We start from the raw sequence: 15477 nt of genomic DNA, 5'->3' as shown, positions 1-15477 counted from the left end.
GCTTTACCCTAGCGCTTGTCTATTCGTGATGCATTTGCTTTTAAAACGCTATAATTTTGTTTTATCCGTCACTTTTCTTCTATCCACCACTCCCAATTTCCCAGGCATACAAAAAAGCTCGTATCTCTAATAGATACGAGCTTTACAAGCACCCTAGCTAATAAATCAAGGGAATCTTGGGAATTGGCCAAAGTCTGGTTGACGTTTTTCTTTGAAAGCGTCGCGACCTTCTTTTGCTTCATCTGTTGTGTAGTAAAGAAGTGTAGCGTCACCAGCCATTTGTTGAAGACCTGCTAAGCCGTCTGTATCTGCATTCATCGCTGCTTTTAAGAAGCGCAATGCAGTTGGTGACATTTGTAGCATTTCTTCACACCATTGAACAGTTTCATCTTCTAATTGGTCATAAGGAACCACTGTATTAACTAAGCCCATATCAAGCGCTTGTTGTGCATCGTATTGACGGCAAAGGTACCAAATTTCACGAGCCTTTTTATGTCCAATAATACGAGCAAGATAGCCTGAGCCGTAACCAGCATCAAATGACCCTACTTTTGGACCTGTTTGTCCAAAGCGAGCGTTGTCAGCAGCAATTGTTAAATCACAAACAACATGTAATACGTGTCCTCCACCAATTGCATAGCCTGCAACCATTGCCACTACAGGTTTAGGAATTACACGGATTAAACGTTGTAAATCAAGAACGTTTAGACGTGGGATTTCATCGTCTCCTACGTAGCCACCATGACCACGAACTTTTTGATCTCCGCCTGAGCAGAAGGCATGTTCACCTTCACCTGTTAAAATAATTACACCGATATTTTTATCATCGCGTGCACGTGAAAATGCATCAATCATTTCCATAACCGTTTTTGGGCGGAATGCATTACGCACTTCTGGACGATTAATCGTAATTTTTGCGATTCCGTTATAGAACTCATACTTAATATCTTCATAAGTATGTAATGAAGTCCATTGACGTGTCATTGAATTGCCTCCTATATTCTAAATTCGTCTCGTTATTATCGAGGCGCTAACGTAACAAGTATAATATTACGTTATATACTCCTCTACTATTGTAGCAAACTCAGCGGGATTTTCCACATGAATTGCATGTCCAGCATCAATTACTGTCATATGCCTAACAGTTTTTAATAGCGCTTTCATTTCTAGTGCAATTTTACAAAATTTCTCATCTAATGAACCCGTAATCAGTAGCACAGGTATATCCAGTTGGTCCAAGTGGTGCCAATTTGAAGGCTGGGTTCCTGTTCCAACCCCTCTTAAGCTACCAGCCAATCCTTCTTCCCTCTGTGAAAGTCTTTCTGCACGAATAGCCTTTCGCACAGTGTCAGGAAGATGACGCTGTGATGCAAAAAGCGGTATATTCTCCCATGCATTCACAAAAGAGACTAACCCATTAGTGATGATTTTTTGTGCTAAAATGTCATCTCTCTCACTACGTTCACGTCTTTCCTCTATTGTTCGTAAACCGGGAGATGCACTTTCTAAAATAAGCTTTTGAATACGTTCAGGAAACGCAATGGCATAAGATAATGCAATTCTGCCTCCCATTGAATAGCCCAACAATGTAAACTTCTCCATATGGAGCTGACAAAACAATTCCTCTAAGTCCTGTAATTGTTCCTCTATTGAAAAACGCTTAGTTTGCTCTGGAGTAGCTGTTTGCCCATGCCCAATTAAATCAATCGCAATAACACGGACATCCGGAAGAGCTCGTGCCAGATTGCACCAGGTAGCCGTGCTTCCCGTAAATCCATGTAAAGCAACTAATGTATGGCTACCGTTTTCATTCCATATGTCCACATGGGTTTTAAGTCCTCGGATTAATAAGCTCTTCATGCTTTAAACTCCGCATTAATACGATTCCATAACGCTCGATGAGCCTGAACGTTCTCTGCTCTATCAGTAAATATTTCAATTAAGCGTAAAGGTCGTTTTTTGTCAGATGAAAACTTCTCTGATAATTCAGAGATAGTATCTACTCGTATATAATCCATATTATACATATGGGCAATATTATGGAATTCAAGTGCAGTCGGTGTGCCAAAAAGATCCTCGTAATGGGCTTCTACTGTTGATTGAGGTAAATATGAAAAAATACCTCCACCATCATTATTCATTACAATAATGGTTAAGTTACATTCTTGGTATCTAGAAGCAATCAGCCCATTCACATCATGTAGAAAGGCTAAATCACCAATCAATAAATAGGTTTCTCGGTCATTTCCTTCACTAAAGCCCAATGCTGTAGATACTACTCCATCAATCCCATTCGTCCCACGATTCGCAAAGAAACGTATATCCTTCGGTGTTGCTAATAAAAATGTATCAATATCACGCACTGGCATACTACTGCTAACGAATATATCGCTACCATCAGGAATCATTTTCAGTAAACGACTGACCATTGCACCTTCATCTTTTTCTATCTCTGAATACTGTTCAATATAAGTAGCAGCCAACTGATTGGCTTTTTGCCATTCGGCTAAGTATGCTTCCTCAAATGCCGTGTTAGTAATGGCTAATTGTGTTAACCATTGATCGATTTTTGCATGAATAAAATGTGTAGATACGCCAGTAGCATCTCTAAACATAGGATCTTCATCAATAATGACATAAGCATTTGGCTCTGTTTTTGTAATAAATTGCATGATAAATTTTGAAACAGGCTGTGCCCCTATACGTAAAACTGTATCCGGCTGAACAAGTGCCTTAAAATCCTCACTCTTCATAATGGCATCGTAGGTAGTCACGAGATATGGTAAGCAATCCTCTGGTACAGCTGCACGCATATTTGACAAGCTTTCTACTATGACTGGCCATTTCAACTGACGTACAAATTCCCAGACAAACGCTAGGTCCGTGCCAAGTGCTAATTCTCCAACAATAATAAAGCCTCTTTTAGTCGACGTTAAAATAGAGGAAAGTTCCTGCATAGCAGCGCTTGTTGGGATTAATTGTCCCATGCTGCTATGTTTAAATGTCATGGTTGGCAATTCATCCTGAAAATCAATTAATAAAGGCTCTCGGAAAGGAACATTCATATGCACTGGTCCAAAAGGTGCACTGGTAGCAATTGCTACTGCTCGTGCAATATGACGTTCGATAAAAGGCAATGTAGGAGCAGCGCCATCTGCTAATGGAAAATCTACACTCCATTTCACATGTGAACCATATAAATGAGGCTGATTAATTGCCTGCGGTGCACCTACCTCTCGTAATTCATGTGGTCGATCAGCCGTGATGACAATTAGCGGCACACGAGCATAGTTTGCCTCAACAATTGCAGGAAAGTAGTTTGCTGCTGCTGTACCGGATGTACATAAGAGAACAACAGGCTTAGCAGTAGCTTTCGCAAGCCCTAAAGCAAAGAAAGCAGCTGAGCGTTCATCTACTTGACGATACATTTTTATTTGTTTTGTGGAAGCGACCGCGTAGGCAAGAGGCGTTGAACGTGAGCCTGGACTAACGACAACAGTTTCTACCCCAGCTTGTACTAACGACGCGACCATTTTATAAACATAATCTGTTAGAATTTTCCGTTCACTCATGTAATTGTCCTCCTAGCGCACGAAGCATTGGACGGAATTTTACTAATGTTTCATCATATTCAGATTGTGGTTCTGAATCTGCTACAATTCCGCCACCGGCATATAAATAAGCCTTATCATGAAGCAATGCAGCTGACCGTATCGCGACTGCAAATTCTCCATTTCCCTCTGCATCTAACCAGCCAATTGGTGCAGCATACAAGCCTCGATTCATCGGTTCATACTTACGAATAGCTGCCAATGCCTCCATACGTGGTACGCCTCCTAATGCTGGAGTAGGATGTAAAGTTTTTGTGAGCTGTAATATCGTAGCATCCTTATTGAGCTGTCCTTCGATAGGTGTATATAAATGTTGAATATCTCGTATTTTTAATAGACGTGGACTTTCAGGAAGGGTGATATCCACACAATTTTTTCGGAATGTGTCTGCAATCATATCGACAACATATTGGTGTTCCCCTCCGTTTTTTGGATCCTGTAACAAGCTTTGTCCATAAGCCTCGTCTTCTTCTGCTGTTTTTCCTCTCTTAATTGAACCAGCAACACATGAAGAAAATGCTCGACCACCCTCCACTTTTACAAGGCGCTCAGGTGATGCTCCGAAGAACAATAGATTTTCATGCTCTAAGCCGAATAAATAACTTTCTGGTTGTTCATGGATAATTTGCGACAGCACTTGTGGAGCAGTTACTTGCTCTTTAAATTGCAGTGCAAGTGATCGTGCAATAACAACCTTATCCGCTTTCTTTTGCTTAATTAATGCTGTCACTTGGTCAATAGAAGCTAAATAAGGGTCTTTATAAGGCTCAAAGTAGCTTGATATTTCAGGCTTTGAATACGTTTTCACTTCCTTCACCTGTGCGGCATGAACTAAATGATCTCGCTCTTTTCTCAATGCCTCAAACTGAGCCTCACCATCCCGATCCTGTGTCAGAAGATGAATGCTCACATATGCCTTATCATCTCGTATGACAAGCTGAAAAGTCGCTAATGCAAAATAAGCCTCTGGAAAACCCGTCCATTCCCCAGCAACATTATTTTGTGGATCAAATGTAAAGCCCCCGAACAAAATAGGTTGGAGCTCGCTTTGTCCTTTCAGACAGTTCTTTGTTAAACCCTTCCATTCAGCTTCTACAGCATCAAAACGATCATTTTTTTTATTATTTTGAATGGTATGGGCATGTCCTAGCCCAACTAATGTCATTGTTTTTTCTCTATTTTGCCAATAAAATCGTTCACCTTTATAGCACTCTTCACCTGCTGCATAAAATGCTAATGCAGATAGGTGACTCACTTCCATTGTTTCCATATAAAAATGAAGGCTTTGGCCCAAAGAGTCCACTTCTACTTCTGTGGCTTGGTACCACTTCTGTTGCATGAAAATTACCTCCGTTGTTGCAGTGTACATAATAAATGATGGCGAAAATACATCATTTTTGGAGCTGGCAACCGTGTCATTCGTACTGTTGCTATCCACCCTATTTTTATTTTCAGTTCATAAATGCATGTTCTATTGTATCACTTTTTTTCATTTTACAGTATGTAATAAGCTGTGAACCTACCCATTTTCTCAATCTTCGTTTAAAATAAGAAGAGTCGACAACATTTGAAGGAGAGAAAGACCTTATGACCAAAGTCATTGAAGCTGATAGGGGTTTTAAAGTTTGGTGGCATTTAACACGTCCACATACTTTAACCGCTTCATTTGTTCCAGTATTCCTAGGAACAGCAATTGCACTAGCAATTGAAAAAGAAACAATTGATTTTGGACTATTTTTTGCTATGCTCATTGCAAGTATGCTTATTCAAGCAGCAACGAATATGTTCAATGAATATTATGATTACAAATTAGGATTAGATAACGAGCATTCTGTCGGAATTGGCGGAACGATTGTCCGTCATGGTGTACAACCAAAAACGATTATGATGATTGCGCTAAGCTTTTATGCTATTGCCGTGCTACTTGGCATTTACATATGTGCCTCCACATCATGGTGGTTAGCTGCTGTCGGACTAGTTTGTATGCTGATTGGTTTCTTATATACAGGTGGGCCATATCCAATCGCCTATTCACCTTTTGGAGAAATTATTTCTGGGGCAGTAATGGGGATGGGAATCGTTTTGATTGCTTTCTATATTCAAACGCTTACAGTAACATTGGATGCCGTCTTACTTTCCGTTCCAAGTATGATTTTAGTTGGTGCTATTATGCTATCCAATAATATTCGTGATATTGTTGGCGATACAGAAGGTGGACGCAAAACATTGGCTATTTTGGTAGGACGTGATAATGCAATCTCCGTGCTATCAGGATTTTTTATCGTTTCATACTTATGGGTGATCGCCCTTGTTGCAATTGATGGCATTACTTTTTGGGCTTTGATTATTTTCTTAAGTATCCCTAAACCATTACGTGCCATTCAAATATTCAGAGATAAAAAAGAAGCCAAAGAAGTGATGCCTGCGATGAAATATACAGCGCAAACGAATACAATCTTCGGCTTCCTATTAGGAATTGGTTTGTTAATGGATTATTTCTTTTAAAATGCGGCAGCCTTATCGGGTTGCTGCTTTTTTTACATACCGTATGAAATTTTGACTAGCGATGCCATGTACCTCTTCCTCTGAAAAGCGACTTCGTAATGCCTCTAATAAATTTTGAGCCTCTCCCGCATGAGCTAATCCTTTTACGGTCATATCTATGCCATCAAAATCTGAGCCCAACCCTATATGCTCGACACCTACTAAATTGGCTAAATGCTCCACATGATTTACCAATTGTTCTAGTGTTGCATCTTGACCACCAATAAAGAGTGGATAATAAACAACATGGATATGCCCTCCATGTTTTACAAGGGCCTTCGCTTGTGCATCAGTTAAATTGCGAGGATGATCACATAATGCTCGTGCATTACTATGACTAGCAATAATATGCTTTGCTAACGGTAACACATCCCAAAAGCTTTGTTCGTTTAAATGGGAGACATCAATAATAATATCACGGTCATTTAATAGTTGAATGACTTCTTTACCAAATGATTTCAATCCAAGACTTGCATCTTGTTCCGCTCCATGGGCAACAGCATTTTCTTCATTCCACGTTAAACCGACTAATTTGACACCTGCATCAAGTACAGCAATTAGCTTTGTTAAATCATCGCCAATTGCGCTACAACCTTCTAAGCTTAAGATAGCTCCTATTTCATGGGGAGCCAATTGTTCTAACTGTGCCCAATCTGTAATATGCACCATGCCCTCTGTTTGTAATACGTGGGTATGAAATGCTTCCATTTGGCGAATGACTTCAAGAAATTGTTGGTTTTGAGGGATTGCTGGGTCAATAAAGATGGCGAATACTTGAGCTTTAATTTGCCCTAACTGCAGTCTTTTTTGATTGACGTGTATACGCACATCCTCTGCAAAACTAGCCGCTTCAAGCGTTGTTAATTTCAAAAGTGCATCACAATGTAAATCAATAATGTTCATCTTCTCACCTCTACAGCTATTATACTGCTTTAGCAAGGAAAATACTTACTGATTTTTATCCTGTGGTGTATCAGAAGAACCAAATTCTTCAAGCTCTATAAAATCATCTGATCTTGGTGTTGAAGAAAGCACATCCTCCTCCACTGGTCGTAAATGATCCTCTTTCTTTTCCGCATGCTCAACACATGTCAGAGCTTGCGGCATAGCCTCTAAACGTCCAATTGGAATCTCTTTACCACAGACAGTACATTTGCCATATGTTCCGTCAGCCATTGCTTGAAGAGCTTCTTTTATTTCCTCTGCATTGTCGCCACGATGCTCATCAATAGCCATTTCTGTAAGCTGATCTGTTAAATCACTGGCATTATCAGCTGGATGATTATCATAATTTGATAGCTCTGTCGCTTGGGGACGCTCTGATTCATCTATTCGCTTTTCGATTTCTTGTAATTCTTGCTCCAATTGTCTTTTTAATTTTTGCATAACTTGTTGATCCAAAAAAATCTCCTCCTTATGCTTTCATTTTTTCCTAATTTATTGTTTCTAAAACATCAGCATAAGGAAGGTTTATTTATTTACTCGTATAAGCTACGATTGCATCGTGTAAAAACTGCGCAGCTCCCACTACACTACGCTCGTCGTAATAAGCGGTGAAACGTTCATCTGCTATATACATTTGAGCGAGTCCTGCATGTGCCTCTTTAGAATATTCTTTCCATGAAAAGCTCAACCATCGTTTATGGAGCTCTGCGACTTCCATTGCAATATCACTTGTTGCGTCTCCCAACTCCATTGCTTCTGTTAAACGTTCAAACATTTGCTGCTCCAATTGCTGCATTGCCTGAAATTGTTCCTCTGTCATATTCATGAGCTTAGCATTGGAAGCATCTACCGTTTTATCTCCATATTTGGAACGAATTTCTTGACCATATTTATTTTCATTATCCTCGATTAGCTTTTCTTTAAATCCATTAAATTTTTCTTCATTTGACATAGGTCTTTCCCCCTCAATTGATAATATCGTTTTTTCTACCGTCTGTAAGATCGTCTCAAGCTGTTCTTTACGTTTAAGCAGAGCAGCTTTGTGTGACTTTAGCGCCTCGGAATGTTGAAAATGAGGAGCTTGAATAATATCCTGAATAGTTGCTAGCTTCATATCCAATGCTCGGTAAAATAAAATCTGCTGCAGCAAATCGACTTCAGATTGACCGTAAAATCGATAGCCTGCCTCATTGGTTCTAGCTGGTTTTAGTAACCCAATTTCATCATAATACCGTAGAGTTCTCGTACTTACACCAGACAATTGGGCAAGCTCTTGAATTGTATATTCCATGTTTTCACCTCCATTACTGCTACTGTAAACTTTGACGCAACGTTAAGGTCAATAGGAAAAATAATTTTTTTCTCTTCCTATAATCATCCTGTCCGTTCATATAATTCCATAACTACCTATAAAACTATATTTTCCAACCGATATAAATAGTAAATATTTCACAGGAGGGTAATAGGATGAAATGTCCAAATTGTCAGCATGAGAATCTAAATGACAGTAAATTTTGCTCGGGTTGTGGTACTAAATTGACAAATACACCCTCAAAACAGGGTATCCCAACATGGGCCATTATCGTATTGTCCGTCTGTTTCATTGCAATTGGTGGGCTGGGCTATGCCTATTGGGATTTCTTCTCCAATAAAAAAAGTAATTCAGCCACTTACTCGGAAATAAATGACAATCAAAATTTAGAGACAAAGCAAGTTTCCTCTGAGGAACTGACGAAAAAGCAAGAAGCTCATGCACAGCAGGTTGATCGTGTCACTCTTATAAAGGAGATTCAGCAAAAGGTATTCACCATTCTAACTAACAATGCGCAAGGTTCCGGCTTCCTCTATAAAAAAGGGGGGTATGTTATTACTAATGCGCATGTTGTCCAAGGTGAAGTCGAAGTAATGGTTCGAAATTCTATGGGTCAAGAATCACCTGGTACAGTAGTCGGTATATCTGATCGTTATGATATAGCTTTAATACATGTTCCTAGCTATCAAGACACAGCACCATTAGGTATTGAAACATCAGAATCACCTATTGGCTTAGAAGTCATTGCCTTTGGAAGTCCACAAGGCTTTGAAAATTCAGCCTCCATTGGCTATATAACAGGCAATAAACGGGATATGAAGCTTGAAAATTTTATATACAAACAAATATATCAGGTCGATGCACAAATTGATAAAGGCAGTAGTGGTGGTCCTTTGGTGGATGTCAATACAGGAAATGTAATTGGGATTAACTCACTACTTTACACAACCGAAACAAGCACACACTTCGCCTTCTCTATCCCTCTATACAGTATGGTAGACCAATTTGATGGGTGGATTGCTCAGCCTCTTTCTGCAAATGAGGTTCGTTCTGTTGCTAATCTATACGAAAGCAGTGAACAACCTGCTAGTCATACAGAAACTACTACTGAAGCAGACAATTTGTTAGCAGGGCAATTCGTGCAAGCATTCCGCCTATACTATGAAATGGCCCTTAATGAAGGTGAATTTTATTGGATTGCCGATATGCTTGCACCTAGTAGTTCTGCTTATAAAGAACTAGAAAAATATATAAATGAAATTGCGTATCAGGGCAATTACTTCTATTTTACAAACAACGAAGTGCTTGATGTACAATATTCGAATGGCCAATACTATGTTGATATGAATGAAACTTTTGATTTCTATGATGCCCAAGGTAATTATCAATTTTACGATCGGTATAAGACGTATACTGTAATCACAGATGAATACGGTGCTTATAAAATTGCCACTATTAAAATTCACTAATATCATCTTTTCTTGTACGATGAAAGCCATCGAGAGTAATTTCTCGATGGCTTTCGTCTAAATTACTATTGATATTTTCCATGCCACATTATTTGTCGATAATTTTCTTTATCCGTGTCACCCTCTGTATTAATTAATAATACTCTCGCATCGCAATTTAACTGTAACGAATCTTTTAATTGTCTATAACGATCATTTGTCATGATTTCATAAAAACAACCAAATGGAGCTGCTCCCGATTCTCCTGCTACAATGCGTGTATCGGTGTTCAATGGATTACCAAGGATACGCATTCCTGTTGCCGCTACTTCTTCCCCACAGCTAATGCTTACTTTCGTATAGGCTTTTAACACCTGCCACGCCTGAGGATTTGGTTCGCCACACGCAAGCCCTGCCATTATCGTTTGCATGTCGCCACCAACAGTTACAAATTCATTGGTCCCCGCTTTAAAGCTTTTATAATAACAATTAGCTACATGCGGCTCCACTAAAACAATCGTCAGTTCCTGCTCATAGTATTGTCCTAAAAAGGCAACTACTGCTGCTGCAAAAGACCCTACTCCAGCCTGTAAAAACACATGAGTCGGTGCTTGTTCTAACTCTTCAACAGCCTCTTGTATTAGAGTTGTATAGCCCTGCATAATCCATAATGGGATTTCCTCATAGCCATCCCACATTGTATCCTGAATTAAAACCCAATCATGCTCTTCAGCTAGCTGTGAAGTATAACGAACAGTATTATCATAATTCATTGCGGTGATTTCACCATAGGCTCCCTCATTGATAATGTTTTGTAATCGTTCCTTGGCGCTACCAGCAGGCATATAGATTCTAGCTTGAAAACCTAGCTCTTGAGCTGCCCAAGCTACCCCTCGACCATGGTTCCCATCAGTTGTTGAAATAAACGTTAACTCACCCAACTGATCTTTTATTTCTGATGACTTTAATTGTTCAAAGGAAAGATCTTCAATATCTTTATTGAGCATATTGGCAACATATTGTGCGATAGCATAAACGCCTCCTAGTACTTTAAAGGCATTCAAACCAAATCGAAACGATTCATCTTTTATCCAGATTTTTTCTACATCCATATAGGACGCCAATGATGCTAATTGATGGAGTGGTGTCTTTTCAAACTTCTCATATGTACGTTGGAATTGACTAACTTTCTTGACTTGTTCTAGTGTAAAATTCGAAAGTAAGGCTGTTATTTGTTCATCATTATCTTGCCCTACATAATGTTGATTAGGAACCCATTTTAATTTTTCATTCATATCTATCCCCCCTCCCACATCTTAGTCTATCTCGCTAAAAAATACAAAACGCTCTTACGGAAATAAAAAAACTATACACTCATCTTATTTCGATGAATGTATAGCTTATCTATTAATTATTTCGCAAAGATTTCTTCTACCTGATCTAGCATAATATCAGCAGCTAGAATTCCTCCAGCTGTATTCCAAATGACATCATCTACTTTATGTGCATTACCTTTTTGGACAGCAGAAAGGTTTTTCCAAAGAGGATCTTGTGTCCACTCTTGTTCAGTTGCTAATGCTGAATCATCACCTGTTGGCATGTATGTGAAGTAGAAAATAACATCCCCATCCATTTGAGGAATTACTTCTTTCCCTACCTCTACAGCTAAGTTTCCTAGCTTTGCATTATCTTTAAATAAATCTGCTTGCGCTGGAACACGTTTAAATCCTAACGCATCAAAAATAATACCTGAGAATGAATCTGTGTAATAGATACGAGATTTATCTGCCATAAAGCGGACAAATGAAACTTCTTGGTTTGTTTGATCACCAAGTTTTTCTTTTAACGCTTGTAGCTTATCATCGTAAGCTGTTAACACTTCTTTACCTTTTGATTCTTGATTTACTGCTTTTGCGTATAACTCAAAGTTCTCTTTCCAATCACCACGTAGTGTTTCAGAGAACACGGTTGGCGCAATTTTGCTAAGTTTCGCATAATCTTTTTCTTGTCGTAATTTATTACCAATGATTAAATCTGGTTTTAATGAAGCAATTTTTTCTAAATTAATTTCATGTTCAATGCCGACTACTTCGACACCTTCCATCTGATCCTTAATATGATCATACCATGGATCACCTGTCCATGATTGTACCGCACCAACTGGCTTAATACCTAACGCTAAAAGCGCCTCTGTTCCTTCATTTGTTAAAACAACAATGCGCTTTGGTGTGTCTTTTACTTCAGTTGTTCCCATAGCATGTTCTACACTGTAAGTATTGCTTTCTTTTGAACTTTCTTCTTTCTTATCATCGTTAGAATTACCGCATGCTGCCAAAACAAAAATAGCAACAATAGCTAGCAAAACTAAGAGTTTTTGAAATTCTTTTTGCACCTTTTCTTCCCCCATTGTATATGATAAAATGTTTAAGCATAATTGACGAGAATGAAAATCAGTTTCATTTGTCTCTTAGAACGTTACTAATCTTATTGTATGAGCTTATCAGTGTCAATACATATTTTAATAATTATGAAAGAAAAGAGTATAGTTTAAACATGATTTTAAAAAATAATTATTCTAAAACGTTCGCTTTAATCGTAGGGGTTTTGCTACTACTTCTTTGCATGGGCATTAGTATTGTCTATGGCTATGCAAATACTTCTATTCAAACTACCCTTGAATCTTTTTTTCATTTTAACCATTCAAATGAGCATATCATTATTCAAAATGTTCGTATTCCAAGAGCACTTATAGCCAGTTGTGTTGGAGCATCGTTAGCGATTACGGGTGTACTTATGCAAACTTTAACGAAAAATCCTTTAGCTTCTCCTGGAATATTAGGGATAAATGCTGGAGCAGGGTTTGCCGTTGTCTTTGCCATGATTTTTTTCCATATTTCAGGTTTACAATCATTTGCATGGATCGCCTTTCTAGGTGCTGCCATCGCGGCACTAGCTGTTTATGCAATCAGTTTCTCCGGAAGAGATGCCGTAACACCCGTAAAAATTACTTTAGCAGGAGCTGCCATTAGTGCACTTTTTGCATCATTTACACAAGGGTTACTCGCTACAAATGAAGCAGAACTTGAGCAAGTATTGTTTTGGCTAGCTGGCTCTGTCCAAGGGCGAAAACTCGAAATTCTGCTCTCAGTTCTCCCATATTTAATCATCGGGTGGATAGCTGCTCTAATCATTTCCCCTAAAATGAATACTCTTGCGCTAGGAGATGATGTGGCTAGAGGACTTGGATTACGTATAGGGTTAATGAAAATAACTGTAGGTTTGATTGTTATTTTTTTAGCAGGGGGTGCTGTTGCTATCGCTGGCCCCATTGGTTTTATTGGCATTGTAGTTCCTCATTTTGCGCGTAAGTTTGTCGGCACAGATCATCGATGGCTTATTCCGATGGCTGCCATACTTGGAGGCATTTTATTATTGTTAGCAGATGTCGCAGCTCGATATATCATCATGCCACAAGAAGTACCAGTCGGAGTCATGACCGCAATGATTGGCGCGCCATTCTTTATTTACCTTGCGCGAAAAGGTGGAAAAAAATAATGAAAAACATACGAACAGTCCGTTTATTTCAGAAAAAAATATCTTTTTTATTAGATGTACAAGCTATGAAAAAATTACTAGTGATTAGCTTTTTAACACTCGCGGTTTTCTTTCTTAGCGCATCATTCGGTGATTCTTTTATTAGTCCTATTAAAGTTGTACAAACTCTCTTCGGCCAAGGCTCTGATTTTGATCAGTTGATCATTATTGATTTTCGAATGCCCCGAATTTTTATGGCTATGTTTACTGGCATGGCGCTAGCTGTAGCAGGGGCCGTTTTACAAGGAATCATTAAAAATCCACTGGCCTCTCCTGATATTATTGGAATATCTGCTGGGGGCGGTGCAGCTGTTGTTGGTTTCTTAGCCATTTTCAGTGATTCTAATCACTCTTTAACAGTCAGTATAGAATGGATGCCATTAGCAGGTTTTATTGGTGCGACTGTAGTTGGGTGTTTGGTGTACCTATTTGCATGGAAAGATGGTGTTACGCCCAATCGTCTTGTTTTAATCGGTATTAGTGTATCCGCATTGATGCAAGCCGTTACGACCATGCTAATGATTATTGGTCCAATCTATCAAGCAAGTGAAGCAAATAAGTGGATTACTGGGAGCGTCAAAAGCGCAGACTGGGATCAAGTTCAAATCGTTGTGCCCTTAATACTAATACTCCTACTTGTCACGTTCTTTACTACACGTCAGTTAAATGTACAAGAATTAGGTGATGATACAGCAGCAGGATTAGGACAATCCGTTCAAAAAACTCGTCTATATTTAATTCTTTTATGTTGCTGCTTAGTAGCAAGTGCCATTTCCTTTGCGGGGGCAATTGGATTTGTAGGGTTGATGGCCCCTCATATCGCACGTCGTATCGTTGGTTCATCGTTCGGAGTACTTGTGCCAACATCCGCAGCCATTGGAGCATTGCTCGTAATGGTTGCGGATATTATCGGTCGTACTGCGTTTAGCCCTTTAGAAGTGCCAGCTGGTGTCTTTACTGCTGCCATCGGTGCTCCTTATTTTATCTATTTATTATTTAGAAATCCTAATAAATAAAGGAGTCCATACAACATGACTGAATCCTTATTAACTAAATCCCTAACACTAAGTTATGGTGATTCCAATATTATCGAAGATCTCAATTTATCTATCCCTTTGAATGAAATTACTGTCTTAATTGGAGCGAACGGCTGTGGCAAATCTACACTTTTACGCTCTATTGCTCGATTATTAAAGCCCAAAAAAGGATCTGTGTTATTAGATGGCGAAGATATTTTTAAACTATCTACAAAGCAAGTAGCTAAAAACCTTTCTATACTTCCTCAATCACCAGTAGCACCAGAAGGCTTAACGGTCCTACAGCTCGTTAAACAAGGACGATTTCCTTATCAAAGTTGGCGCCAGCAATGGACGGAGAAGGACGAGGAAATTGTGCTAAACGCCTTAAAAGCAACAGGTACGGAGCAATTACGAGATAAACCAGTAGATGAGCTATCAGGTGGGCAACGTCAACGTGCATGGATTGCTATGACACTTGCTCAAGATACAGATATTATTCTTTTAGATGAGCCTACAACCTATTTAGATCTAACTCATCAAATAGAAGTGTTAGATTTATTATTTGAATTAAATCAACAGCAAAAGCGAACAATTATTATGGTCTTACATGATATAAACCTCGCTTGTCGTTATGCCGATCATATCATTACTGTGCGTGATCGAGGAGTTTATCGCCAAGGTAAGCCTGAAGAGATCATGACGACAGAATTAGTTAGCCATGTATTTGATCTTGAATGTCAAATGACATCAGATCCAATCTTTGGAACACCTTTATGTATTCCTTATGGTAAAGGACGAAATATTACGTAAGTCTTCAAAACACAACAAGCCTTCGCAGATTGATTATCTGGCGAAGGCTTTATTGTTACCTTTTCTTTTCAGTTCATAAAAAAAGTGCAGTAGATGTAAATTCATCTACTGCACTTAGTATGACCCGTACGGGATTCGAACCCGTGTTACCGCCGTGAAAGGGCGGTGTCTTAACCACTTGACCAACGGGCCAA

Annotated in this window: 14 protein-coding genes and 1 tRNA gene; 5 read left to right on the top strand and 10 right to left on the bottom strand. The window is 39.0% G+C overall.

Translation table 11 applies throughout. The annotated features are described in order from the left end of the window. Positions 1-165: 165 nt before the first annotated feature. The 4 genes from menB to KVT27_RS12010 all read right to left on the bottom strand — a co-directional run bounded on the left by menB (position 166) and on the right by KVT27_RS12010 (position 4950). Positions 166-984, bottom strand: coding sequence for a 1,4-dihydroxy-2-naphthoyl-CoA synthase (gene menB / locus KVT27_RS12025; protein WP_008180343.1), 819 nt, complete (start codon positions 982-984; stop codon positions 166-168). 66 nt (positions 985-1050) lie between these two features. Then, a complete protein-coding gene (gene menH / locus KVT27_RS12020; RefSeq protein WP_217581403.1) occupies positions 1051-1860 on the bottom strand; it encodes a 2-succinyl-6-hydroxy-2,4-cyclohexadiene-1-carboxylate synthase in 810 nt (269 codons plus the stop codon). Further along, entirely contained in the window at positions 1857-3572 is a 1716-nt protein-coding gene (gene menD, locus KVT27_RS12015; RefSeq protein ID WP_217581402.1) for a 2-succinyl-5-enolpyruvyl-6-hydroxy-3-cyclohexene-1-carboxylic-acid synthase, read from the bottom strand. The genes menH and menD overlap by 4 nt, the downstream gene beginning before the upstream one ends. Continuing rightward, entirely contained in the window at positions 3565-4950 is a 1386-nt protein-coding gene (locus KVT27_RS12010) for an isochorismate synthase (RefSeq protein WP_217581401.1), read from the bottom strand. The genes menD and KVT27_RS12010 overlap by 8 nt, the downstream gene beginning before the upstream one ends. Positions 4951-5198: 248 nt before the next feature. Between KVT27_RS12010 and KVT27_RS12005 the strand changes: the two genes are divergently transcribed. Beyond that, positions 5199-6116, top strand: a complete 918-nt coding sequence (locus KVT27_RS12005; RefSeq protein ID WP_036119796.1) for a 1,4-dihydroxy-2-naphthoate polyprenyltransferase — start codon at positions 5199-5201, stop codon at positions 6114-6116. Between the two features lie 12 nt (positions 6117-6128). Here the strand turns inward: KVT27_RS12005 and KVT27_RS12000 are convergent, their stop codons facing one another. The 3 genes from KVT27_RS12000 to KVT27_RS11990 form a co-directional block, all read right to left on the bottom strand. Next, positions 6129-7058: a dipeptidase gene (locus KVT27_RS12000; RefSeq protein ID WP_150906984.1), complete on the bottom strand. Its 930-nt coding sequence runs from the start codon at positions 7056-7058 to the stop codon at positions 6129-6131. A gap of 45 nt (positions 7059-7103) precedes the next feature. After that, on the bottom strand, positions 7104-7556 hold the full coding sequence (locus KVT27_RS11995; RefSeq protein ID WP_036119801.1) for a TraR/DksA C4-type zinc finger protein: 453 nt from the start codon (positions 7554-7556) through the stop codon (positions 7104-7106). Positions 7557-7629: 73 nt separating this feature from the next. After that, entirely contained in the window at positions 7630-8391 is a 762-nt protein-coding gene (locus KVT27_RS11990) for a MerR family transcriptional regulator (protein ID WP_036119804.1), read from the bottom strand. A 176-nt stretch (positions 8392-8567) separates the two neighbouring features. Here KVT27_RS11990 and KVT27_RS11985 point away from each other — a divergent pair, with 176 nt between their 5' ends. After that, positions 8568-9881 (top strand): trypsin-like peptidase domain-containing protein, encoded by a 1314-nt coding sequence (locus KVT27_RS11985; RefSeq protein ID WP_036149499.1) that lies wholly within the window; start codon positions 8568-8570, stop codon positions 9879-9881. A 65-nt stretch (positions 9882-9946) separates the two neighbouring features. Here KVT27_RS11985 and KVT27_RS11980 read toward each other — a convergent pair whose 3' ends face one another. Both KVT27_RS11980 and KVT27_RS11975 read right to left on the bottom strand, forming a co-directional pair. Beyond that, the gene (locus tag KVT27_RS11980; RefSeq protein WP_217581400.1) at positions 9947-11155 is read right to left on the bottom strand and encodes a diaminopropionate ammonia-lyase; all 1209 of its coding nucleotides are present in this window, start codon (positions 11153-11155) and stop codon (positions 9947-9949) included. Positions 11156-11271: 116 nt separating this feature from the next. Further along, positions 11272-12267 carry an ABC transporter substrate-binding protein gene (locus KVT27_RS11975; protein ID WP_036119813.1) on the bottom strand — a complete coding sequence of 332 codons (996 nt, stop codon included), beginning with the start codon at positions 12265-12267 and terminating at the stop codon, positions 11272-11274. Between the two features lie 146 nt (positions 12268-12413). On the opposite strand from KVT27_RS11975, the gene KVT27_RS11970 reads away from it, so the two are divergent. From KVT27_RS11970 to KVT27_RS11960, 3 genes are read left to right on the top strand one after another with little or no spacing between them, the layout of a single operon-like run. After that, a complete protein-coding gene (locus tag KVT27_RS11970) occupies positions 12414-13415 on the top strand; it encodes a FecCD family ABC transporter permease (protein ID WP_036149501.1) in 1002 nt (333 codons plus the stop codon). Next, positions 13415-14470 (top strand): FecCD family ABC transporter permease, encoded by a 1056-nt coding sequence (locus tag KVT27_RS11965; protein WP_042737434.1) that lies wholly within the window; start codon positions 13415-13417, stop codon positions 14468-14470. The genes KVT27_RS11970 and KVT27_RS11965 overlap by 1 nt, the downstream gene beginning before the upstream one ends. A 15-nt stretch (positions 14471-14485) precedes the next feature. Beyond that, a complete protein-coding gene (locus tag KVT27_RS11960; protein WP_036119819.1) occupies positions 14486-15283 on the top strand; it encodes an ABC transporter ATP-binding protein in 798 nt (265 codons plus the stop codon). Positions 15284-15403: 120 nt separating this feature from the next. Here the strand turns inward: KVT27_RS11960 and KVT27_RS11955 are convergent. Further along, a tRNA-Glu gene (locus KVT27_RS11955) sits at positions 15404-15475 on the bottom strand. Positions 15476-15477: the final 2 nt, after the last annotated feature.

The organism is Lysinibacillus sp. GbtcB16 (assembly GCF_019091145.1).
In the GTDB taxonomy this organism is placed as follows: Bacteria; Bacillota; Bacilli; order Bacillales_A; family Planococcaceae; genus Lysinibacillus; species Lysinibacillus fusiformis.
The sequence above is the reverse complement of the archived record's forward strand: the minus strand, read 5'-3'. Positions and strand labels throughout refer to the sequence as shown.

Excerpts from the sequence above, each read along its gene's own strand:
- KVT27_RS11970 (WP_036149501.1), top strand. The coding sequence starts at position 12,414 with ATGATTTTAAAAAATAATTATTCTAAAACGTTCGCTTTAATCGTAGGG.
- KVT27_RS12000 (WP_150906984.1), bottom strand. The coding sequence starts at position 7,058 with ATGAACATTATTGATTTACATTGTGATGCACTTTTGAAATTAACAACG.
- KVT27_RS12010 (WP_217581401.1), bottom strand. The coding sequence starts at position 4,950 with ATGCAACAGAAGTGGTACCAAGCCACAGAAGTAGAAGTGGACTCTTTG.
- KVT27_RS11990 (WP_036119804.1), bottom strand. The coding sequence starts at position 8,391 with ATGGAATATACAATTCAAGAGCTTGCCCAATTGTCTGGTGTAAGTACG.
- KVT27_RS11960 (WP_036119819.1), top strand. The coding sequence starts at position 14,486 with ATGACTGAATCCTTATTAACTAAATCCCTAACACTAAGTTATGGTGAT.
- KVT27_RS11980 (WP_217581400.1), bottom strand. The coding sequence starts at position 11,155 with ATGAATGAAAAATTAAAATGGGTTCCTAATCAACATTATGTAGGGCAA.
- KVT27_RS11965 (WP_042737434.1), top strand. The coding sequence starts at position 13,415 with ATGAAAAACATACGAACAGTCCGTTTATTTCAGAAAAAAATATCTTTT.
- KVT27_RS11985 (WP_036149499.1), top strand. The coding sequence starts at position 8,568 with ATGAAATGTCCAAATTGTCAGCATGAGAATCTAAATGACAGTAAATTT.
- KVT27_RS11975 (WP_036119813.1), bottom strand. The coding sequence starts at position 12,267 with ATGGGGGAAGAAAAGGTGCAAAAAGAATTTCAAAAACTCTTAGTTTTG.
- KVT27_RS12005 (WP_036119796.1), top strand. The coding sequence starts at position 5,199 with ATGACCAAAGTCATTGAAGCTGATAGGGGTTTTAAAGTTTGGTGGCAT.
- menB (WP_008180343.1), bottom strand. The coding sequence starts at position 984 with ATGACACGTCAATGGACTTCATTACATACTTATGAAGATATTAAGTAT.
- menD (WP_217581402.1), bottom strand. The coding sequence starts at position 3,572 with ATGAGTGAACGGAAAATTCTAACAGATTATGTTTATAAAATGGTCGCG.
- menH (WP_217581403.1), bottom strand. The coding sequence starts at position 1,860 with ATGAAGAGCTTATTAATCCGAGGACTTAAAACCCATGTGGACATATGG.